Source organism: Haloferax marinum (genome assembly GCF_009674625.1).
GTDB lineage: Archaea > Halobacteriota > Halobacteria > Halobacteriales > Haloferacaceae > Haloferax > Haloferax marinum.
In genome coordinates this window covers 118,644-138,952 of record NZ_WKJQ01000003.1, presented here as the reverse complement: position 1 = coordinate 138,952, position 20,309 = coordinate 118,644, and the positions used below count along the sequence as shown (strand labels likewise).

19 protein-coding genes and 1 pseudogene are annotated in these 20,309 nt (G+C 52.7%); 7 read left to right on the top strand and 13 right to left on the bottom strand.

The features are described 5' to 3' along the window. Positions 1-235 precede the first annotated feature (235 nt). Positions 236-718: a CRISPR-associated ring nuclease gene (locus tag GJR99_RS17100; RefSeq protein WP_151114271.1), complete on the top strand. Its 483-nt coding sequence runs from the start codon at positions 236-238 to the stop codon at positions 716-718. Beyond that, a complete protein-coding gene (locus GJR99_RS17095) occupies positions 715-1,755 on the top strand; it encodes a hypothetical protein (protein WP_151114270.1) in 1,041 nt (346 codons plus the stop codon). The genes GJR99_RS17100 and GJR99_RS17095 overlap by 4 nt, the downstream gene beginning before the upstream one ends. Positions 1,756-1,796: 41 nt before the next feature. On the opposite strand, the gene GJR99_RS17090 is transcribed toward GJR99_RS17095, so the two are convergent. The 10 genes from GJR99_RS17090 to GJR99_RS17045 all read right to left on the bottom strand — a co-directional run bounded on the left by GJR99_RS17090 (position 1,797) and on the right by GJR99_RS17045 (position 9,414). Then, complete coding sequence (locus tag GJR99_RS17090) at positions 1,797-2,672, bottom strand: NAD-dependent epimerase/dehydratase family protein (RefSeq protein WP_151114269.1); 876 nt, start codon at positions 2,670-2,672, stop codon at positions 1,797-1,799. A 92-nt stretch (positions 2,673-2,764) separates the two neighbouring features. Continuing rightward, positions 2,765-3,415, bottom strand: coding sequence for a ribonuclease HI family protein (locus GJR99_RS17085; RefSeq protein ID WP_151114268.1), 651 nt, complete (start codon positions 3,413-3,415; stop codon positions 2,765-2,767). A 45-nt stretch (positions 3,416-3,460) separates the two neighbouring features. Then, positions 3,461-3,790: an ASCH domain-containing protein gene (locus GJR99_RS17080; RefSeq protein WP_151114267.1), complete on the bottom strand. Its 330-nt coding sequence runs from the start codon at positions 3,788-3,790 to the stop codon at positions 3,461-3,463. Between the two features lie 172 nt (positions 3,791-3,962). Continuing rightward, positions 3,963-4,619 carry a lactate utilization protein gene (locus GJR99_RS17075; protein WP_151114266.1) on the bottom strand — a complete coding sequence of 219 codons (657 nt, stop codon included), beginning with the start codon at positions 4,617-4,619 and terminating at the stop codon, positions 3,963-3,965. Between the two features lie 223 nt (positions 4,620-4,842). Further along, positions 4,843-5,577, bottom strand: a complete 735-nt coding sequence (locus tag GJR99_RS17070; RefSeq protein WP_151114265.1) for an MBL fold metallo-hydrolase — start codon at positions 5,575-5,577, stop codon at positions 4,843-4,845. A gap of 69 nt (positions 5,578-5,646) precedes the next feature. After that, positions 5,647-6,792 carry a DUF7118 family protein gene (locus GJR99_RS17065; protein ID WP_151114264.1) on the bottom strand — a complete coding sequence of 382 codons (1,146 nt, stop codon included), beginning with the start codon at positions 6,790-6,792 and terminating at the stop codon, positions 5,647-5,649. A gap of 262 nt (positions 6,793-7,054) precedes the next feature. After that, the gene (locus GJR99_RS17060) at positions 7,055-7,519 is read right to left on the bottom strand and encodes a nucleoside deaminase (RefSeq protein WP_225317683.1); all 465 of its coding nucleotides are present in this window, start codon (positions 7,517-7,519) and stop codon (positions 7,055-7,057) included. A 496-nt stretch (positions 7,520-8,015) separates the two neighbouring features. Then, the gene (locus GJR99_RS17055; RefSeq protein ID WP_151114315.1) at positions 8,016-8,411 is read right to left on the bottom strand and encodes a hypothetical protein; all 396 of its coding nucleotides are present in this window, start codon (positions 8,409-8,411) and stop codon (positions 8,016-8,018) included. A gap of 8 nt (positions 8,412-8,419) precedes the next feature. Further along, the gene (locus GJR99_RS17050) at positions 8,420-8,746 is read right to left on the bottom strand and encodes a hypothetical protein (protein ID WP_151114262.1); all 327 of its coding nucleotides are present in this window, start codon (positions 8,744-8,746) and stop codon (positions 8,420-8,422) included. 161 nt (positions 8,747-8,907) lie between these two features. Beyond that, positions 8,908-9,414 carry a peptidylprolyl isomerase gene (locus GJR99_RS17045; RefSeq protein ID WP_151114314.1) on the bottom strand — a complete coding sequence of 169 codons (507 nt, stop codon included), beginning with the start codon at positions 9,412-9,414 and terminating at the stop codon, positions 8,908-8,910. Positions 9,415-9,881: 467 nt separating this feature from the next. On the opposite strand from GJR99_RS17045, the gene GJR99_RS17040 reads away from it, so the two are divergent. Both GJR99_RS17040 and GJR99_RS17035 read left to right on the top strand, forming a co-directional pair. Next, a complete protein-coding gene (locus tag GJR99_RS17040; protein ID WP_191967179.1) occupies positions 9,882-10,307 on the top strand; it encodes a plastocyanin/azurin family copper-binding protein in 426 nt (141 codons plus the stop codon). A gap of 380 nt (positions 10,308-10,687) precedes the next feature. Continuing rightward, positions 10,688-11,587: a poly-gamma-glutamate hydrolase family protein gene (locus GJR99_RS17035; RefSeq protein ID WP_151114260.1), complete on the top strand. Its 900-nt coding sequence runs from the start codon at positions 10,688-10,690 to the stop codon at positions 11,585-11,587. A 25-nt stretch (positions 11,588-11,612) separates the two neighbouring features. On the opposite strand, the gene GJR99_RS17030 is transcribed toward GJR99_RS17035, so the two are convergent. Both GJR99_RS17030 and GJR99_RS17890 read right to left on the bottom strand, forming a co-directional pair. Beyond that, positions 11,613-13,580, bottom strand: coding sequence for a pentapeptide repeat-containing protein (locus GJR99_RS17030; RefSeq protein WP_191967178.1), 1,968 nt, complete (start codon positions 13,578-13,580; stop codon positions 11,613-11,615). Positions 13,581-13,779: 199 nt separating this feature from the next. Then, positions 13,780-14,985: pseudogene (locus GJR99_RS17890) on the bottom strand (tyrosine-type recombinase/integrase). Between the two features lie 410 nt (positions 14,986-15,395). Between GJR99_RS17890 and GJR99_RS17015 the strand changes: the two are divergent. Next, positions 15,396-15,806 carry a GlcG/HbpS family heme-binding protein gene (locus GJR99_RS17015; RefSeq protein WP_151114257.1) on the top strand — a complete coding sequence of 137 codons (411 nt, stop codon included), beginning with the start codon at positions 15,396-15,398 and terminating at the stop codon, positions 15,804-15,806. 580 nt (positions 15,807-16,386) lie between these two features. Here GJR99_RS17015 and GJR99_RS17010 read toward each other — a convergent pair. Then, the gene (locus GJR99_RS17010) at positions 16,387-17,283 is read right to left on the bottom strand and encodes a hypothetical protein (RefSeq protein WP_151114256.1); all 897 of its coding nucleotides are present in this window, start codon (positions 17,281-17,283) and stop codon (positions 16,387-16,389) included. 324 nt (positions 17,284-17,607) lie between these two features. Here GJR99_RS17010 and GJR99_RS17005 point away from each other — a divergent pair, with 324 nt between their 5' ends. Together GJR99_RS17005 and GJR99_RS17000 are read left to right on the top strand one after the other, a co-directional pair. After that, positions 17,608-18,531, top strand: a complete 924-nt coding sequence (locus GJR99_RS17005) for a DUF4145 domain-containing protein (RefSeq protein ID WP_151114255.1) — start codon at positions 17,608-17,610, stop codon at positions 18,529-18,531. 436 nt (positions 18,532-18,967) lie between these two features. Further along, complete coding sequence (locus GJR99_RS17000) at positions 18,968-19,825, top strand: FxLYD domain-containing protein (RefSeq protein ID WP_151114254.1); 858 nt, start codon at positions 18,968-18,970, stop codon at positions 19,823-19,825. The last annotated feature ends 484 nt before the right edge of the window (positions 19,826-20,309 follow it).

The window sequence follows — 20,309 nt, the reverse complement described above, 5'->3', positions numbered from 1 at the left end:
AGGGACAGTTTGGAACTCCGTTTCTGAGTTTCTCGCCGTTCGACGACGACTACCTCGGAGCGGTTGGCGGTACTGTTTAGATACGTCTCGGGGAAAACTAATTCTGGACTGACATTGTCGGTGTTTGTATGTACGGTCTCACAGACGTTCCTGGTCGGGTGCGTGATTCGGCGTCCACGTCTATTCTGATGGGTCGACGTGCGAACTCCCGCCACGAGAGTGTGTGGTGGCGACGGTGACAGCAAACTATTGGGTGACGACTGGAAGCACGAATCCCGAAGCAGTGGTAAATCCACTTGCAGCGGCGTGTTCGGAGTGGGGATTCGTTCCTGACCACGTGTACCTGCTCGGGAACCCAGGGGTCGCAGACCAGTTCGACCGCATTACGGAGTTGATAGAAGTAATCGTAGAGGCCTACGGCGGGGAGACACCAAATATCGAGTACACGGAGTTAGATAGTGAGACGGAGTTCCGCGCTATCGTCGGGCATTTCGAGGCCGCAATCGAGGCCGCTCGTGCCGATGACGGAGAAGTCGTCGTCGACATCACACCAGGTCGAAAGTTTATGTCCGCGATTGCGTTCCAAGCAGGGATTCGGTTCGGTGCCGACCGCGTGTCGTACTTGTACGTCGATTCTGCCAGTTTGTTCGGCCGAATATACGCCGACGTGCCACGAACCGGGACGACGCTGTACGACTTCGCTGAGGTGTTTGCATGATTCTTGCTCGGCGGCACGTGACGCTCCTGTTGAACGCGCTGCACGAAACTGGAAAGCACCGAATCACGGTGAAACACCCGTGTGGCGACGTCGGCGAACTGCTTCGTGTTCGACTCGCAGACCCGTTCGAGAGTACGGTTCGGTTCACACAATCACTCTCTGAGTACGTAGACACACGCGGCGTGATTCAACGAGAGTACGGACCGGACGCTCACGACGACTTACCGGACGACAGCGCGTACGTTCGGTCACTCGTGGCCAGCGGTGTGCTGGATATTTCGAATCGTGACGAAGTAACCGAGTTCGTACACCGCCACGGCTACCGAGATTTAGAAGCGGGACATCCACCGGTCATCGCCGGAATCGACGCGAACATCATGCCGTGGGATATGGGTTCGGTACTCGGAATCGACCACGTGACCGGAGGAACCGACGACGCTGACAGGTCACCGACGAACGGATACGCACTCGCGACCGGCGTCAAAGAGGAACTCGACTGGCACTACAATCAGTATCAGACGGCCTCACTCGTGAACGCGTTCGGCGAAGAGTTCGAACGAGTCGACAATCAACCGGCAGGGAACAACCGAGAAGGATTCCTCGGTCTGTACGAGTTCCGACGACTCATGGCCGACCGGAACGTGGATTTGGTAGACTGTGAGACGGGCGACGAAAACATCGTCGAGGCCTACCGAGCGTTCGCGTCGGAAAGCCGGAAGGACGTGGTGTTGTTCAGTAACGACTTCGGGTTCATCGACCTCGCGTCTGACGCTGCTGTACCTGCACAACACGTCGACTTCCCGCGAACACTCCCTCGAAAGACGACGGCGTCGTGGGACGACATCGCGGACCTCGTCTACTACCTGACTATCCGATTCGGCGTGCTCAAACTGCCCGGTGCGACACTGTACGGCGTCTGGAACGGGAAAGATGGCCGACACTGGCAGCACGAAGAGCTCGTCGTCGAGCCACGAAGCCCAAAAGTCGAAGCGGCGTTGCAGCGCGACCAGAAAATCGTCGACGCGTTCGACAACTAACCGTTCGACAACTAACGCACAGACCACGCTCGGTGGCGGTCTCAGATTTGCGGCGTCGGAATCGTCTCGGAGGCGGCAGTTCGCCACGAGCGTGTCGGTTCCCAACCGAGGAGCCTGGTGGCTTTCGTGGTATCGTAGGCGGACGCGTCTCCTTCGACAGAACAGTTCTCTGGGAGCGCCCCGTAGTGTTCGGTCATCAGTTCGCGGAGTGGCCGACCGAGTGCGTTGTCCTGAGCGACACAATTGAACGCTTCGTGCCCAGTCAAGTCACTCGTCAGCGCGGCGTCCACGAGGTCGGCGACGTCGCGGACGTCGACGTACGACCAGTAGTTTCCTGCGCCGGCGTCGAGGTTCGAGGTGTACGCGTCGTCACGGCACGGGTACTCACCGGGGATTTGAATCCACGACGGACGAATCGACGCTACCGAGACGTCGTCACGTCGCGCAATCGTCTTTCCGATCTCTTCGGTCACGACTTTCGAGAGGCCGTAGTCGTCTTCCGGTCGAAGTGCGTGAGTCTCGGGTATCGGGAGTTCGTCCGGAACCGGTGTCTCGTCGGCGAAGAAGAACCCGTACGCGCCGTCTGAGGACGCTTGGACGACACGCGCTCCGACACGCCCGGCGGCAGTCAGGACACTGTGTGCGGACAGTGTGTTGTTTCGGTAGGTGTCGACTCCTGGTTTGATTCCTGCGGCCGGAATCGCCGCCCAGTGGACGACAGCGTCTGGTTCGAGGGTGGTGAGAGCGTCGAAGACGCTTCCGTAGTCCGTGAGGTCTACCGCCCGATACTCGACCTCTGGGTGTCCGTTGTTGCCTGGATGTTCGAGGTCGAGGCAGGTGACGGTGTGGTCTTTGGTGAGTCGGTCGACGACCCACCGACCTGTCTGTCCACGCCCACCCGTGACTACAATCTCCATAGTAGACGGTTCTCGACGCGAGTGAAAACATCGGCGGATTTGGTCGATGTGAGATGATACGCCGTGTTCGTCTCTCCTTGCGCGAGCACATCCTAGGGGCCGAAAGCTGCGATGTCGGCGCCGACTGTCGCCAATGCGTCGGCAGGATTCGGGTCACTGTCTGCCAGGTGCGTGTACCGGTGTTCTGGAAAGGTCGACAGTGCCGTTGCGATAGCCTCGCTATACGTCTCGACGCCCGATTCCGTCGGGTCGTTACCCTTCCAGACGTCGCGGATGACGGTCATCGAGTCGATACGCACCTCTAACTCGCGAGCTTCGTAACGAGTGAGCAGTTCCGACAGGCCGAGTTGGAGCGCGACGTACTCGGCCGTGTTGTTTCCCGTCCGAGAACCGACGGGGCGACCGAGACGGGCGAGTTCGTTTTCCTCTGCGTCCATGATAACAGCACCCGCACCCGCAGGGCCGGGATTACCGCGAGAACTCCCGTCGACGTAGAGGACGAACGAATCACCTGCCGGTTCGAGGATGGGCGGTCGAGCGAGGTCCGATGCCAAGAGGGCTTCGAGCGCTTCCCGCAACTCTGTCGACGTGGTCGAAGGGTCGAACAGGCCGCCGTAACCGGGGACAGCGTCGTCGATGACTTCGGTGGCAGCGGTCATCTCGTACCCGACGCGTGCGAGTACCCCGTCGACGAGCGTGGCGAGTGGTGAGAGGTATTCGACGGGGAGTGGTTCACTTATCACGGTACCAACCTCTTCGCGCTTCTCTGTCGAAGTCCATGCCCTCGTTCACGGGTGCTGGTCCCGCTCGAATCTGTAGGTGATGACTTCGTCGCTGTCGTCCCATTCGAACGGTCCGGGATGGACGCGCTCCATCCGCTGTTTGTAGGCTTCGAGCGACGGTGACCCCTCTCTACGGGCGTCGGCGTCGGTAAAGTCACCGAGTGTCCGCTTCGTAACGCCGACTATCTCGAAGGTCTCACCGTCGAGTTCGAAGGTGTCGCCTTCGTCGGCGTAGCGGTTCGACGCGCCACGAGTGAGCTGTGTCACCTCTCTAGCAGACACAGATTGCTTCACGCGGTCATTAGGGAGGAGGTCGTCGACGTCGATGTGAGCCATTAGAGAGCAGTATGGGACGACTGCTGAAAAACTTCTCTGGAGTTAGCCACTCGGCGACGTCGACTGGTGTTGCTTCGTCCTGGGAACGACGAAGGAGGGAGCCGACCCGTTCGTATGCTTCGGGGGCTTCGAAGCGGTTCTCAAAGAGTCGCTTCGAAGCGTGCTCAGGATATTAGTAGCCCAATTGGTCGCGGATGAGGACGACGGTCGTACGACCTTCTTCGACTTCTCGTCGGAAAATCAGTTGCTTGGCAATCGTGGATTCGACGCCGTAGGCTTCTTTCGCTCGTTCGTTTTCCAGTGGATACGCGACTGATTCGAGTCGGTCGAGCGCGTCGCCGAGCGTTGGGACGATTTTATTGATACCGCTGACGATGACGACGTTGCTTGCAGCGAAGGGGTACGCACCGATGCGACTACCTGAGAGGTCTGCTGCGACAAGTTCACCCGTCTGCGCGATGGCGTTGATTCCACCGAGGAAATAATCGGCCGTCTGGGACTCGCGGCGGGCAGCCTGACGCGCTGCGTCGTCGTCGATGCTCCAGATCTGGTCCGGCAGACTCTCCCAGTCGTGATCCCCCTCACTCAGGTGTTCTACGAATCCAATCTCTTCCAGCGTCGTCGAGTGCCCGTTCATGACGGAGACGCCGCTTGGGATGTGTGATTGCAGTGTTTCGAGTGCTTCGTCCGCGGTATCGACGACGACGACGTCGAACCCGTTCGCTTCAAGATTTTCGACGGTTGTTTCGACTTCCTCGTCACCGGGTACTTGGTCGAGGTCAGCGTCGATCTCGGCGTCGTCTATGTAGTCGGATTTTTGTTGAGACATGTGTGGTTTGTGGGGTCGTTGCGGTACTTGTGAATAGTGAGTTCCGGGTGTTAAACGCTCGCTGACGGCGATGTCAGGTGGTTACCTCCGTGACACCTCTCTCTGAGAGGCATGGGTCACCGCCAGTTTCGAATCGGTGTTTCCACGTTCGAGGAACGGACGTTCTCGTCCCCTCAGACGACTCCAGGCGTGGGGACGAAGCTAATCTGGTGCGTCAGCCGTTCTATAGCGTAATTAGTTCGCCGTCTTCAGGGATGCGGACGTTCTCGGTGTTCGCTCGTAACTCGTCGCGGGTGAGCAAACAGTGATTGATGGCCTCCATGTGGACGGCGACGACTCGGGCGTCTGTCGCTTCCCGAACCGCAGTGACGTCTGCCACTCCCATCGTAATCGGTTCGCCGTAATCGAATCGTGCTTCCCCGGCGTTGAGGACGACAGTATCGGGGTCGAAGCGTTCGAGTGTCTCTGCAATCTCGTCGTACCAGATGGTGTCGCCTGCGATGTAGAGTGTCTCGTCACCTTCGAAGACGAATCCCGAAACGGGTGCCATCTTCTCGGCGAGTTCGCCATGTCCGTGCCGGCCTGGCGTTCGATGGATGGTGATACCGTCGAATACCGCTCCGTCGTCGATTGGACGGACATCTGTAAAGCCGTCTTCGACGAACGCCCCCTCGTCCGCTGGTTGACAAAACAACGGAACGTCGGGGTCGAGCGCCGCTTTCGCAGCCTCGTCGAAGTGGTCAGTGTGACGGTGTGTAACCACGACGGCGTCGTACGTCAACCCGACGTCAGGCATCGGCACGAGTGGGTTGTCACGTTGGTTCGGTGTGTCCTGTATCGGTGGGTTGGCACCGGGAGACGCCAACATCGGGTCAACGAGGAACGTGGTCTCACCCACTGTCACGAGGAGCGTGGCGTGTCGGACGAGGCGAATACTGGAGTGGGAGTTCGTCGACATACAGTGTTCTCTGTGTAGTGCAGTGGGTTGAGCGTTACTTCGAACCTTCTGCAACCCACACCCGAACGGTCAGTGGCGTGGTTCGTGTTGCTCTAAACTCGCTTGCAGTTCGCGAGCGTCCGTCCGTAACTGTTCGATCTCAGCCTCGATTGCACCGCTTTTGAGTCGCGTTCGCTGTTCTTCAGTGAGTCGTTGGCGGGCGACAGCAGTCGCCCGTAGACGGTCGAACTCATCTTGATCGTTCGAAGCAAATCTGTACAGTTTGCGGGCGTGCACCACCGTGGCTTCATCTGCGAAGCGACCGACTACGGCAACCAGTTCTCGGGCTCGCCATTTGACTTCTCGAGCGGGCTCAGGAGGCCACGGTACTGTGAGCGCTTCTGCCTCCTCAGCCAACTGCGAGAGATACGTCCGATTTGTCCCGACAACCGACGAAAACGCCTCTGAGTCGTCGACATAGTGGTCGAGTTTCGACCGCGAAAACTCTGCGAGCTCGACAAGTCTCGAGATTGATTCGGACCCGACGTCGACAGTCTCGAGGTACGACTGCAAGCGCTGGGGTGGCGTTGGTAACTCGACGAGTGGATAATACCGTGTAGCCTCCAACTGACCGAGCACCTCACAAGCGGGTGTCTGGTCGAGATACTGGTGAAACGCCGTCGTTACTGCTTCGTTGTACGCTTCGATGGGGTCTGCGAGTGTATCCGTTGGGGCGTCGAGGTCTGCTTCACCTAGTGTGACGATATCTTGGAGTTCGTCGATTCGGTCATCGATTTCGGATTTTCGTTGCTCGACAGCGCGCCGTGCGGTCCGGTACTCCTTGCGTGTACTCTGCCAGGACTCGAGTAGCAACGCGCTCTCACGAGCAGGTTCGAGTATCGTGCGAGCGTGTTCGAAATCACTCGCAGACAGCGTAGATGTGATGCCTGTGGTGAGGGCCTCGTTGGCTTCGATGAATGCCTCACTGTGAGGGACGTCTACAGGGATTTCGTCGAGCGTGTTGGAGAGTGTGTCTCGGAATTCGATGTACCCTTCGAGGTCATCTCGGTCGGTCGCGCGTGATTCGTACTGGCCGAGAATTCGGTCGACATCTTCGAGCGCGTCAGCGAGTGTTTGGAGATCCTCTTTGCCGAACGCTTCGACTTCAGCACGTGTCTCGTCGAGCCTGTGTGCCGTGGATTCTAACGACGCCACAACATCGGGCGTCTCAGTCATCACAACCCCATGAAGAGGTGGCCGAGTCGGTCAGGACGAGTGTCATGGGAGTACAATGTGTACTTGTGACACAAAAATGTTCGAAGCAGCGATGAGGAGAATTTGAGGACCTGCTCGACCAAGAACAACGATTTGCATGTTCAGTACCTCATTCCAAGAGAACGCAGTTCTCCTCTCAGGCGAGTCACCACGGTGATTCAATACCTGCTAATGAAGCACGTCGGTCCGAATTGACACCCGGACGCTGACTCAGAAGGAAATATCACGCCCACCCGTACTCCTCGTGAACCTGCCTCCCCTCATCGTTCAAGAGAGGGCCGACAACGTCGGTGACGCCGCCCAGAACGTCCGTAGAGTTGACGCTCAATTCTCTCCCCGTAATACGGGCAATCTCGTCACTGCTGACGCTGTAGACGACGCTGTTGAATCCTGCAGTCAGCATTCCGCCCGAGCACATCGGACACGGTTCTGTACTCGTGTACATCACCATCTCTGCGCGTGTTTTCGAATCGTACTCTCGACACGCACGATACGCAAGGTGGAGCTCGGGATGGTACCGAATATCTGTCTCAGTCTCGATTCGGTTCGACTCAGACATGACGATCGTGTCGTCGAGAACGAGGACGGAACCGAATGGTTCGTCGCCGCGGGCGGCTGCCTCCCGAGCCAATTCGAAGGCGACTCTCATGTGTGACTCGTGGTCAAAGTCGTCGAAATCAGTGGTCACGACAGTTTCGCAGTACGCGAGTTGACCACCAATCAGCTTTGCTTTTCAAACTACATGATGCAGCGTTCGTTTGGCAACGACACCGACCGCCGGATGTAGTCGACGGTTCGGGATGAAAGTAGGAGATTGCGGTGTGCCTGAGCTACACTTATCCAAATCTAGGCAGTACTCTCTCTGATGGCAGACGAGTACAGTTCCGTCGTGAACAAACCCCACTGGGGGCGGACGAAACACTTGTGGGGGCGATTGTACGGAACCCTGTCGTGCAGACACTCGTTTTGATGGTCAGTGTCTTGGTGGCAACGTGGGTGTCTGTGTTCGCAGGTTTCGGTCGCAATCTGTCTGTTCTCACCGCGCCGTTGAGCGCTCACCCATGGCCGCTTGTCACGAGCGTGTATGCACACATCGGTCCTGGACACCTCCTCAGCAATGGAGTGGTGCTCGTCGTGGCCGGCGGGCTGGTTGCGATGTCGACGTCGAACTCGAATGAGACCGCTCACGTCCCAGGGACACCGACTGCCGACACCGCTCCGATACCGAGCAGTTCGAGGGCGGCCAAGACGACTACGGCGGCTGCCCACGCTGCCGCGCCGGTGACACCTGCTTTCTTCCATCCACCGGGGTAACGCCATCTAATCACGCCGACCCATCCGACGAGCGCCAGCAGTGAGCCAATCAGTGGAATCCAGGCAAGTAGTGCCCACGCAACCGCTCCGAAGAGCGCCGTCACCACAGCGTGTTCGTATGAGAGTCCCCCCGGTTTTTCGCGGTAAACGACGTGCTTCGCAGCGATGTGAATCGCAGCCCCACCGATGAGTAGACTGACTGCGAACACAATGACCCCTTCGAGCGGGTCGAATCCTCCCGTGAACAACGGTTTTCCAACGGACATCGGTTCTATCATGCTGATTGACCAGTCGCGTCCGGGGCATTCTCTGCGGCCGCATCATCACTAGTGGTGACACCACTGACAGCACCACCAAGCGACCCATCGAGCTCTCCGTCGAGGAATTGTCGAATCAGGTCGTGAATCTGGGAAACGTGGTCGGGGACTTGTTCGGGGGAGCCCTCACCGGCCACCTGGTTATCGGGGACCTCGTTGCTCATCTCGCTATCCGGACCATCAGTCACAGGGTCGGACGGGGGGTTCCCAGGCGAAGCGACGGTCACACCCGCCATAGCGATCAATACTACGAAGGCGATTGCGGTGATTTTCTGGAGTTTCATCGTTGGTGCTTCTGTGCCAGGTTTGTTCGCAACGGTTAATCAAGGGTTGAAACTGTGACTGTGGATTTCGGTGGAGTAACCCGAGTTCTCTCCCGATTAAATTCCATTTTCTGCCGATTATGCCCGTCGAGGGGTTCGTCCGAGCTAACTCCCAAGGAGCTTCACGCAGTCTCGATTGTCACAGACTCCAAAATCATGTCGTTGACCGGCCGGTCGTTGCCGTCGGTTTCGACCGCTCCAATCGCTTCGACGACAGCCATCCCTTCGATGACTTGTCCGAAGACCGCGTGTCGGCCGTCGAGATGCGGCTGTGCGTCGAGCGTGATAAAGAACTGCGAGCCGTTCGTATCGGGACCGGCGTTGGCCATCGAAACCACACCGGGGCCGTCGTGTCGAAGCTCCTCGTGGAATTCGTCGTCGAATTGGTAACCTGGGCCGCCACGGCCGGTTCCGGTTGGGTCACCGGTCTGGATCATGAAGTCGTCGATGACACGGTGAAAGAGGATATCCTCGTAGAGCGGTTCGCCGTCGACAGACTCACCGGTTTGGGGGTCGACCCACGTTTTCGAACCAGTAGCGAGGCCGATAAAGTTCTCGACCGTTCGAGGGGCGCGGTCACCGTAGAGCTCAACTACGATGTCACCTTTCGTCGTTCGCAACGTCGCCATCGTCTGTCCGTTCGTGTGAGTTGACTCGGTGGGTTCAGATGCCTTGTTTTCGGTGGGCACCTCACTTTCTGTGGACCCCTGACTCGCCGTACAACCAGCGAGGGCTCCACCCACTCCTGCGGCGGCCAGCGCGAGAAGTGAGCGTCGTCGTAGTACCATTGACGCTGTTTGATGACAAGAAATGATGAACGTAGCGGTCTATCGCAGTGATTCAGGGGGAGCACACCGAGTGGTGTCGTCCACCAATCGACTCTCCAAACGTACTGACCACGCGGATGAGTCTTTCCGCACTCCAATCGTAAACGCCGAGAGCAGCAGCCGCATGCCCCGGAAACGCATCGGCGCGGTGAACGTACATTTATACGACGCTGCAACCGACTCTCACACTAACCTCTGTGGACTATCAGGATATTCTCGCGGCGATGAATAGTGGGGCCATGAACAGACGAATGTTTCTCACCTCCGCTGTGATAGTCTCTCTCACCGGTTGTCTCGGAGAAGATGCGACTGGGAGCGAAGAGACGACGCCGGCCAGAACTCCGCCTCCGACTCCAGAGAGTGAGACGACTGAAGCCCCAGTTGAGTCTACGACGGCCACACGGACAGCGACGCCGCAGTCCGGCATCGTCACGGTCGACGTCGGTCCCGGAACCGTGTTTCGACCGTTCGATGTTGCCGTCGTACCCGGAACGACCGTCAAGTGGGTCTGGCGTGACGGAGGCCACAACGTCGTCGTCGACGAACGCCCTGAGAATAGCGAGTGGCGGGGCCACGGTACGATCGAAGACACCGGTTACGTCTACGAGTACGAATTCACCGTCGAAGGGACCTACAGATACTACTGTTCACCACACCGAGCGCAGGGTATGGCTGGAGCGATTCACGTCCGCTGACCCACTGAGGGACCCACGACCGACTCGTGGAGTGCCGTCCGGCTTGTTGCGTCGTGGAACCCTTCGTCGGACAGGCAATCATTCGGTGGCCGAGGACGTCGTGTCGTTGGTCGACAGAGTGTTTGTTTCTATGCTTCCGCAATTCGATGGATGGGTTTGTCCGGATACCCTCGGTTAGGTGGAAAAGTGGTGTAGCCTGTGGACTCAACGGTGAGCTTCTGAGTCAAATACAAGGATCGTTCACTCCTTTCATAGGAACTCAGTTTATCGCAAACACAGACCCGTATATTGAGCCTGTATTCCGATAGCAGTTGCTTCCAAGATGTTTGTAATAGAGTCTCCGATGCTGTTTAATTGGGTCCTTGTGTAACAGTATTCTAATGGATAATCCGCTTGTGGAGTTCCGCTTACTTACAAACAAAAAAAAGTCGAAGTTTGTGTACGTTTCTCCAGAACTCTTCGACTGTCTGCCAGCAGAAATTGGTGAACAAATACGTGTTCGGCTTATCAAAGATCACCCTACAGCGACTGAGACTCTCCGCACTGACCAGTCAATGTTTACCCTTGCTGGAGTGCGTGAAGTGAGTGAGTCCAGTAAAATCCTTTGGATACCGCCAAATCATCACCGGAATCTTAAGCGGTATTGTGGAAATAAGGCCACCACGTATTCAAACGCAGAAATTGAGTGTCTTGGACCACATCCACAGATACAAACTCCTGAAAAAGCCGCAGAATGTGAAGAGTTCATCGAGCAGTGCCATATTAATAAAGAGGATAGAAATGAGATATTAATTACTGCACCTCATGGGGGTGTAATTGAGAAGGGGACATCAAAACAGGCGGAAGTATTTATTGACAAGTCAGGCTTTGACACTTGGATCACATACGGATTTGGAAGTGCGTTTCCGCGGTGGCATATTTCGACCAACGATATCGATCCCCGTTCGTTCCCTGAACTAAGTGCAGTCCAACAACAAGACTACAGGTATGTGGTTTCCTTACACGGGCATATCTACAATAGCATCTCGGTTGGTGGGTTAGCAGATGACCACATAAAAAGACAGGTCAAAACAGCGATTGAAGAGTGCGTTTCCGAACATAATCTCGACACCGAAGTTGAGCTATATCAGGAGACGGATTCGTTGAATGGAATGAGCCAGGAAAATCTCGTCAATTGGTTGAGTCGGAATGGTGGGATCCACATTGAGCAACCAAAATGGATTCGTGCAGAATTTCCAGAAGTCGTCACCAATGCTTTGCTTAATGTATTTTCAAGATGAATATTCAGGGGACAAAAAGTAGTTCTTAATTTCTCGAGATCGACCTGGTCAAAGCGAAAATGAATAGTCCAATTGCAAATGCGCCCAGAAGTGCTTCTGCACTCGCAATGGGTCGAAGTAAAGCCTTATCGCTTGTAGGGAGGTCACCAATGATGAACGCGACAAATGACTGTACGCTCACTAAGAGATAGTCTCGGTGTGTTGGCATTCGAACCCCAACTAACTTGAAAAACATTGCGAAGAATAAGATTGTCACACCTGAAAGAGAGACTGTCCACAACGGCCGTTCTCCGTAGCCACAGGAGATGTTATATCCCCAGTTCATCACCCAACGCGAGAACGCTCGTAACCTGTTGACTCCACGACTGGAAAATATCCCTTTGAAGTGTGACTTCCGTCGGAATTTCATTTCTTGCCGGAAAAATTCCGATGCTGGTTTGTTCTCCCCCAGATTTAGAGCACCATTCTTTGCTTTTAAGTATGTATTCTCAACTGTCTCGTAGCAATCTTCCGAAAATGGTGATCCAGAGGTGTCGTGTAACTCCCACGTATCACGGAGTGCAGAGATATGTTCGTTGATGGAAAACTGAAATCCGTTAAATCGAGTCTGTGAGAATTTACAGTGAGTAAACGGAGAAGATTCAAACCCAAGTTTGACGTCGCCAAGAGTAGCTTCAGAGAAATTATAGTACACTGAACAACTTGATGAATCTGTAAAGCGCCCCGCTTGGAGTGTTGTATCAGAACAATCGATGACTTCCTCGGCTATTGTGTTAATAAAACGTGCATCAGAGAATGACGCTCCCTTAAATGTCACATCATGGAAGTTAGTATTGTTAAATCTAGAAATTCGTTTGAATCCTGCCCTCTTGAAATAGGCGCTCTTAAACTCAGTATCAGTAAAATTGACAGTCTGGTCAAAAATAACGTCATTGAACTCTGCCTTACAACCAAAATGAGAATTTGCAAATGTACCTCCCCTCATCCAACGTGTTCCTTTAAATGTGCACTGATTGGCTACAGTAATATTTGAAAGACGGCCTCCCTCTGCGAATGTCGAATATTTGAATTCAAGCTCAGAGTTAAAATCTGCTCCTTCGAAAGTCCCTCCCCGGTTGAGCGTAGTACCACTAAAAATGGCTTTTTTATCAAAGGTTACGCGTTTAAATCTCGCACCACCATCGAAAGTGCAGTATTCGAAGGTAGCTACCCCATTAAAATCCGAATCTTGGAACGTTGCCCCGTTGTTAAATTCACAGTCGCGGATGCTGATCTCTGAACTGAATGTGGCGTTGACGCACTCAAAACCTCGAATCGAAGAAAAATAATTGGCAGAAACTTTCCCTGTGAACTTAGTATTACGAAAATTGACGCCACCCTGGAAATTCGTGTGATCCAAATTAGTGTATCCGTGAACATGGCCGTGGCTAAGAAGTAGGCGCCCAGATAGGTCTGCACCAGTCGTTATGAACGTGTCTTCGACCTGGCAGAATCTGAAATCAAGCTGTGGGTGTATTTTAGACTTCGAGAGGTTGAGGCGTCCAAACTTAGCAAAACAGAAGTGGATAGGTTGATTCGTTGGTCCAGAAACGATTTTGGAAGCAAAATTCAAGTGTGGTATACTAACGCCTGTAAATACTCGGTGATCAGGATCTTGCTTTTCTAGTCCTGAAAACATCTCCCTAGTCTGAGTGTCAGATGGATGGTGAAGTTCACAAAGGCCATCGGCTTTTGATTCACGGGGGCAATAATCTGGAACTTCATGAGCCTCACACCACGAGTCAACAATAAGACGCTTTGACAACGAAGGATGTGTGTTAATGATTGTCTGGACTGTCAATGGCTCTTTTGACTGATTCGCCCCGACACAATATTCATTAGATATCTTGGAGTCCTCAATTTCGGAAGCCGCTTTTGAAGCACTCCATCCTTTCACTTGCTTCCATGCGAGTTCATACCATTCGTTAGAATCAAAAAATTCACAACCAGACATAGTGACTAGGTACGTGACAAGTTTCACATTTGTCCTAAAGTAGCTTTCTACAGTAGTCCGTTGGTTTGAGGAGGTTAGACACCTAAACAGTTCCATACGAGCTAAGAGGAATTACCGTCTATAAATTGGAAGATTTCGTTATTATTGGTCTGGGATGCAATTGGATGCGGACCAACAAATTAAATCATTGTGGATCCGATTATCCCAGAGCACCATCGAAAGCAGCTTCAAACTTCTCGTACAACCGTCTACGCCTTGCCTTCCGCTCTTGTTCCCTCGACAGATAGTTCCGTAACACGACCTCTGTCGACGAACTCACCTGATCTTCAGCAACTCCCTCCAGTCCCTCAAGAACCTCTCCAACAGCTTCCTGATACGCTGAGTACCAGAATCGTCGTCCCATCTTCGGCGTGGGTGTATCCCCATCGACAACCACGCCAGCATTGGCAGCAAGCTGTTTGAACCGACGACGTATCGTACTAACTGACACGTGGCCAGTCGAAGACGAGCGAGACGAGAACAGATACCCGTTCCACGTCTCCACGGTCAGAAAGCGCATCAATCCTGTCAGCGACGACGTCCACGCCATACAACAGTGTCACCTCACCCAGGCGGTTCTTCCGCTCCCCATCACCGAACGACAGATGTGGATCTTTAGCATTCAAGACCACCTGGTCGACGTGCAACGCAGCAACCTCAGAAGGCCGTAACCCCCACCCAGCGAGCGCAACAACCAGTAACTCCGATTCAGGTGAGTCCACCTCGCTGTAGATTCGACGGACTTGCGACGCCGACAATGTCTGTGGGTCTGGTTCGCTGGCTTCCCAACCGAACTCCTCACCGCCTCTGAGAGTGGGTTGTACTTCACGTACTTTCGGCGCTTCACGAACGCGTACCACCTCTGGCGACGTGCAGGTACTCGAGCTTCGACCGATCGGCCGATATTTCCTCGTCGAACACGTCGAGGGCGGCGAGACAGAGTTCTATCTCACGCGGTTGTTGGCCTAACTCGGACAGTGGTTCAAGCAACGCGTCCGTCCCATGCAGTTCCCGATACGTCCGAACCCACTTCGCTAACCTCGTCCGGTGGGTTTCGACGGTACTCTCTGCCCGTCCACCACGAGCCTCTATCGACGTGAGATACGCTTCGAGCGCGTTCACAGTCGCGTCGTGGTCGACGTTCCACTCCCACTCCTCAGATTTCCTGTCTTCGAGACCGACGACGTCGACGAAGAACTGATTGGCGTCAGGTCGTGATGCTCGCGGAGCGCGTACGCGATACCACTGTATCCGTGTTCGGTGAGCCAGTTCTAGAATGGAACGTCTCTGTCGTCGTCGAACCCATCGCGATATCGCTTCGGGCAATATCTTGCTAGTAGACGTCGACGAGTTCGTCGAGACTCATCTGGGACCACTTGTAGCGGCGCTCTCCCGGCGACTCGCTTGTGTCCGATTGGTCTCTCACTGAGCTATTGACGTCGGACGGGTGATTCATGTCTGCGATCAGTACGCCGGTTATTCAATACTATGGCTTGTTCAGGTGTGGAATATGGATGGTACGCAAAGGACAGGCGCTCCGAAAGTGACGGGGACTCAGACAAGACGACAGCGAATCCATAGCATTCGATGCTAGCCGGAGATATTCCAGTCGCCGAAATCCCTGCTTCGACGCGGCGTGAAGAAGTTCGTGTTGTCACTCATCGTGCCGATGGTGTGCGGGCGTCGAAGCGGCAGTTCCTCAGAGGACTCTGTGTCCTGACAGACCACACATATTTTTAAATCATTATAGATTGTCATTGACACTGTGTACCAAACATGACTGACGTAACGCTTGCCGTGGCGAAACAGCTCATAGACGCTGCTGAAGAGAAAGCAAAGGAGATCGACGTACCGATGTGCATCGCAGTAATGGACGACGGTGCAAACCTCGTTGCATTCCATCGGATGGACGATGCACTCCTCGCCAGTATCGACATTGCACAGAACAAAGCCTACAGCTCAGTATCCCTCAAATTAGACACGGAGACAGTGTGGGAAGTCTCACAACCCGGTGAGTCTCTGTATGGGCTCGGTAATACGAACGACGGCCGAATCATCACGTTCGGTGGGGGGATTCCACTCGAAGTCGATGGAACGGTAGTGGGAGCCGTCGGTGTCTCAGGTGGGAGTGCCGAAGAAGACGTAGATGTAGCTTCTGCCGCCGTCGAAGCGTTCGAGTCCTTGTAGGTCTCGTCGGTTCACGGGCCTCCCAAATCGTGCCGTACTGAACGTGTTACTGTGGTTTTACCAACCGTTTATTCGACTGGTTTCGGGGGGCACCATTGGTGAGTCGTGCCGACTCGAGACGCCGACGAGTTCGTCGAGACTCATCTGTGACCACTTGTACCGACGTTCTCTCGACTCGTCATCTGAAGACGTCTCTTCAGCGCTCAAACCCTACGCGAGTCGGACTCCTGATTTACGCCTGCTTACCGGGGAGTAACCCGCTCGCTGCGTGTTGTGGTGATTCTAAGTGGCCGATTTTTATTACTCACCGACTTTCTCCCATTGAGTTACTACTTTGGCTTGTGCTGGAGTGGACGCTACACAACGCCGATTAGTAAAATGGCGTAGCGGAACAACAACGATTGCATATACTATATTCTGCTATACTGAATTGTTGCAAGGGTCGACTTACAACCTCCAGTATAGACGTGTTGAGTGCTTCTATTCGAACACACGGATGAAGTAGGAGCAGTCTATCCTTTCTGTTTCTATCATTCAAAAATATTTCTCGACACCTTCGCGTTGATAGGGTTGAAAATAGTCAGACCGATGGTGTCCCAACTCCAGTTGATGAGTCATCACGATTTTGACCCCGATACTTCTTATAGACATAATAGACTGCGATAGCAAGAGCAAGAACGGCGGCAATGATCGCTAATTGTTTGCCTATAGAGAGTGCAATGAACCAACTAGCTGCAGCAGTCGTTTTAGTTACAATGTGGGCCGAAATATATCTGACATGGCCAGCGAATGGTCGAAGAGCGTTGTAGATACCGACGAAAATTTGTCGGACACCGTGGAGAAATTGGTTTCCATAGAGTTCAGCTTTCGACGCCCATGACCAGTCATTTTTGGTGAATGCATCCATTCCGTACGCAGCGGGTTCGGCACCGTTTTTAAAGCCATTTGTGGACGCAAACACGTCTACTATATCTCTGTATTCTTTTAGCGTGGCGTCACCAACAGCGTTAGCAAAGTTTTTTACTTGAATTTTCAGTCTACCGTCTGCAGTCTTGATGACGGCGTCAACGCCCCCATCAGGAGTAAATACGCCTGAACCACCCTTGATTACTTCACCGTCAACATGGCGCGCGATCTCTTTCGCGAAAAGTTGCTCAACAAGTTCTGCTTGTGCATGATTGTCAGTTCCTAAACTCACGATAGCGGTCCCAATTTCTCTCGCAGTGACGCCGCCAGCAGAAATTCCGGCCCCGAGTCTGAGAAGATTAGGATCTATTCCAAGTTTAATTGCGTCGGCATCAAGTATTGTACTGTCGGCGTTGTCCTCATTTCGTAAGACTGGTTTGGCAATATCTTGAGAGATATTCTTGAGAACATCGACATCCCTTTGTGAAAGTCCTTCAGAAGTGGCTTTTTCGATGAATAGTCTCGAAAATTTATAGGTGACTGCGAACTCTTCGGGGATCAATGAAACCATGCTATTTAACTATAATCTCATACCACAAGCATAATTATTTCTGCCAAAATATTGGCTTCAAATTCCTAATCAGACAAACATTGGGATTTGAGAGTAGTGCACTCACCCAGTACTAATTGAAAACCATTCACAGATAGTCAGTAAAATTGTCAATGGCTTTTAGACAAATGGATTTGGTTAGGAAAAAATCACTTGGTTGGTTTTGAATTTCAACATTTACTGTAATATAACTCCAAGTATAAATTTGAAACAATAAGTGTTTGTACACCAAGTTAGTGCTATTACTGGAAAGCTATATTATCATGTTTCGTGAATGAATTATAAATGGACATATTTGACGGATATCCAGAGCAGGAAAATATCTTCCAGCAGATGGTGTCTGACGACCGTAAACTCGGCAATGAAGAGGAAGAGATGCTACTTAGTATTATTCCAGACCTCTATTTCAAGTCATTTGATAGGTCAGATATAGACTCTGCTCAAGATGTCAGAACGTATCAAGACTTTCTTGAGCTGTCTACTGATGAAATTCGTCTACCAATACAAAAAATTCAGAAGAGAGAGGGAAGATACACTGCATTAAAATATCTATGGTGGCGCTTTAATGAAAGGTCAGAGTTTTATGACAAGTGGATATTTCTTCTTTTTGTTGAGACTGCAGAAATATATTTACTTGACACCATTGCACATTCGATTCCAGAGGCCATAGAAGTTTTATTAGAGAAATACCCGCAATTAGAACAGTCTTTCCATGGAAATCCAAAAATGGATTTTGCTTACCACCAATACGTTGTTCTCAGAGCTTGCGCATTCCTTCACCAATACTTGCTGGAAAAAGTGAACATTGACCAGTACATAAATGAGAACTCAAATCTGCAAGGGCAATTCAACCGTGATCAAATTAGTTTTTCAAAAGTCATTAATTGGGCAAAATATGACGATTTAATTACTGCTCAGACACGAAGATTAATACATTTCATTCGAGAAGTAAGAAATGTATCCGCTCACAATATGTGGCTGGATCGGAATTATAGCATTGACATATTGAGACATGGAAGTGAGTGCTCAACCTACATATTGAACCAAATTCTCGCTCTTCAATTTCGAGAACACCTGGGATACGATTTTTCGCGCGAAAAGTATGGTAATGAACTAGAGAATAAAATTGAGCGAGAATTTGAGTGGTGGTACTATGAGCAGAAACAAACATGGCAGCCAGGTGAAAACCCTGACGGAAGAAGATTGTAGCAGTAGTTGAATCATAGGGATTGGATGCCGCAGTTTGCTTTTTATTATCCCATCATCAATGATTTTCTTTCAATGTAGATTTCCACCTAACCACTGATATCGAAATCCGAGACACTATCGTTTCCGGAGAAACCGAGTCAGAGTGCAAATGACCCACCATTAGGTTTGGTTCAAGCTCGAGGTCGTCGAGAAGGCACGCAACAGAACCCATCTTCTGAGGTGGTGAACAGCACCTCGAGTTCAGGGAGTCGCTTTCCGAGTCTTGGCTTTACTACTGGACTCCACAACTGAACCGAGTGCCTTGCTTCTTATGAGAAGAACGTCCGATAGAGGCAACTCAGACACTCAGCATTCCATCTCGGGGGCACTAGAACGTTTTACTCAGGTTTTGAGAGCCAGCTTTGTAGTTTATATATTTGTTAATCGTCCAACATGTATGGAGAAGAGACAGTATAAGAGACGAGCTATACTGACTGGAGTTCTAGCGGTGAGTGTGTCGAGTATTGCTGGGTGCATTGCCGACGAGGGGAGTACACAAAGGTCCGCAACTGAGGACAACTCACCGACTCCTGTCGAGCAGACGAGTACACGGGCGCCTGATGAGAATAGAAACACCCAGCCAACGAATGAGCCTGATATTGCGACGGTCAAACGAGAGGCTAAAGAATACCCATACAGGGACCTGATGCGGAACAGTGAGCAGTATGAGGGCAGATTGGTCCATTTTCCTGAGGGAAAGATCACACAGGTACTCGGAGACGAAGACAGGGGTTTCCAATTCCGGGTTTACGTAACACCGGACGATTATATCTGGGACGACGACATACTCATTCGCTGGAGTGGTGAGCGCTTTCTAGAGGATGATATTGTAGAAATGTGGGGCAGGTTCAACGGGTTGATTACCTACGAGACAGTCGCTGGGAGCAAACGAACGATTCCTGATATAACTGTCTACGAGATCGAATTGTTGGAAGAAGCCGGTGCTACAGAAACTCCGACACCCGAACCGAGTGTTGAGATTCTAGACAGTAAATGGACTGTCGTTGAAGAGTACGACTATTCCGATGACAGATACGGTGTGGTCGGCACCGTCGAGAACACTTCGGACCGCACAGTCTCTATGTTGGTACGTGTTCGTTTTCTCGATTCAACGGGAGCACAGATAGGAGACGGCATGGACATAGCCATGGGAGTACCACCAGGCGAGAGATTCCGTTTCGAGATCGCCTACGTCGGTGGCAAATCTGAGGAAGTCGACTCGTACGATATCGACGTAGAAACGCGCTGGGGCTGATGTGCCAAACACCAGTAACGTCGACACAATCATCAACGCAGAGGACCTGAAATAAGCCACTGTCGTCGGGAACACCGACGACGCCGTCTACGACCATTGGCAGTTCATCTCGTCCTTTTGGAGGTTCCACGCTAAAAACAGGCCAACGAACATTCTGACTGTGTCTCGAAGCAAGAGTTTGCGCACACGCTACGCACCGCAACAATCATCTCTCATACGCAGAATCGTACGTGGATACGATGCGAACCATCGTTCGAACACTCTGTTCGGATAGTTCCATGTGGGTAGACAACGATAGACAATGTATGAGCGGCGCCAACCACGGTCACTCGAACGGGTCACGACAGCCAAAACGAGAAGACCACCACGAGAGTGCCGAGCAATCCCACGAAGATGGTGCTGGGCACGTACACCATTCGAACTCGACGGAGAGACACGCACACGACGACCACGTACACGACCACAACAGGTCTCATACTGACCA

Coding starts and splice junctions, on each gene's coding strand:
- GJR99_RS17095 (WP_151114270.1), top strand. CDS start 715: ATGATTCTTGCTCGGCGGCACGTGACGCTCCTGTTGAACGCGCTGCAC.
- GJR99_RS17090 (WP_151114269.1), bottom strand. CDS start 2,672: ATGGAGATTGTAGTCACGGGTGGGCGTGGACAGACAGGTCGGTGGGTC.
- GJR99_RS17080 (WP_151114267.1), bottom strand. CDS start 3,790: ATGGCTCACATCGACGTCGACGACCTCCTCCCTAATGACCGCGTGAAG.
- GJR99_RS17075 (WP_151114266.1), bottom strand. CDS start 4,619: ATGTCTCAACAAAAATCCGACTACATAGACGACGCCGAGATCGACGCT.
- GJR99_RS17070 (WP_151114265.1), bottom strand. CDS start 5,577: ATGTCGACGAACTCCCACTCCAGTATTCGCCTCGTCCGACACGCCACG.
- GJR99_RS17065 (WP_151114264.1), bottom strand. CDS start 6,792: ATGACTGAGACGCCCGATGTTGTGGCGTCGTTAGAATCCACGGCACAC.
- GJR99_RS17055 (WP_151114315.1), bottom strand. CDS start 8,411: ATGTCCGTTGGAAAACCGTTGTTCACGGGAGGATTCGACCCGCTCGAA.
- GJR99_RS17050 (WP_151114262.1), bottom strand. CDS start 8,746: ATGAAACTCCAGAAAATCACCGCAATCGCCTTCGTAGTATTGATCGCT.
- GJR99_RS17045 (WP_151114314.1), bottom strand. CDS start 9,414: ATGGCGACGTTGCGAACGACGAAAGGTGACATCGTAGTTGAGCTCTAC.
- GJR99_RS17035 (WP_151114260.1), top strand. CDS start 10,688: ATGGATAATCCGCTTGTGGAGTTCCGCTTACTTACAAACAAAAAAAAG.
- GJR99_RS17030 (WP_191967178.1), bottom strand. CDS start 13,580: ATGTCTGGTTGTGAATTTTTTGATTCTAACGAATGGTATGAACTCGCA.
- GJR99_RS17015 (WP_151114257.1), top strand. CDS start 15,396: ATGACTGACGTAACGCTTGCCGTGGCGAAACAGCTCATAGACGCTGCT.
- GJR99_RS17010 (WP_151114256.1), bottom strand. CDS start 17,283: ATGGTTTCATTGATCCCCGAAGAGTTCGCAGTCACCTATAAATTTTCG.
- GJR99_RS17005 (WP_151114255.1), top strand. CDS start 17,608: ATGGACATATTTGACGGATATCCAGAGCAGGAAAATATCTTCCAGCAG.
- GJR99_RS17000 (WP_151114254.1), top strand. CDS start 18,968: ATGGAGAAGAGACAGTATAAGAGACGAGCTATACTGACTGGAGTTCTA.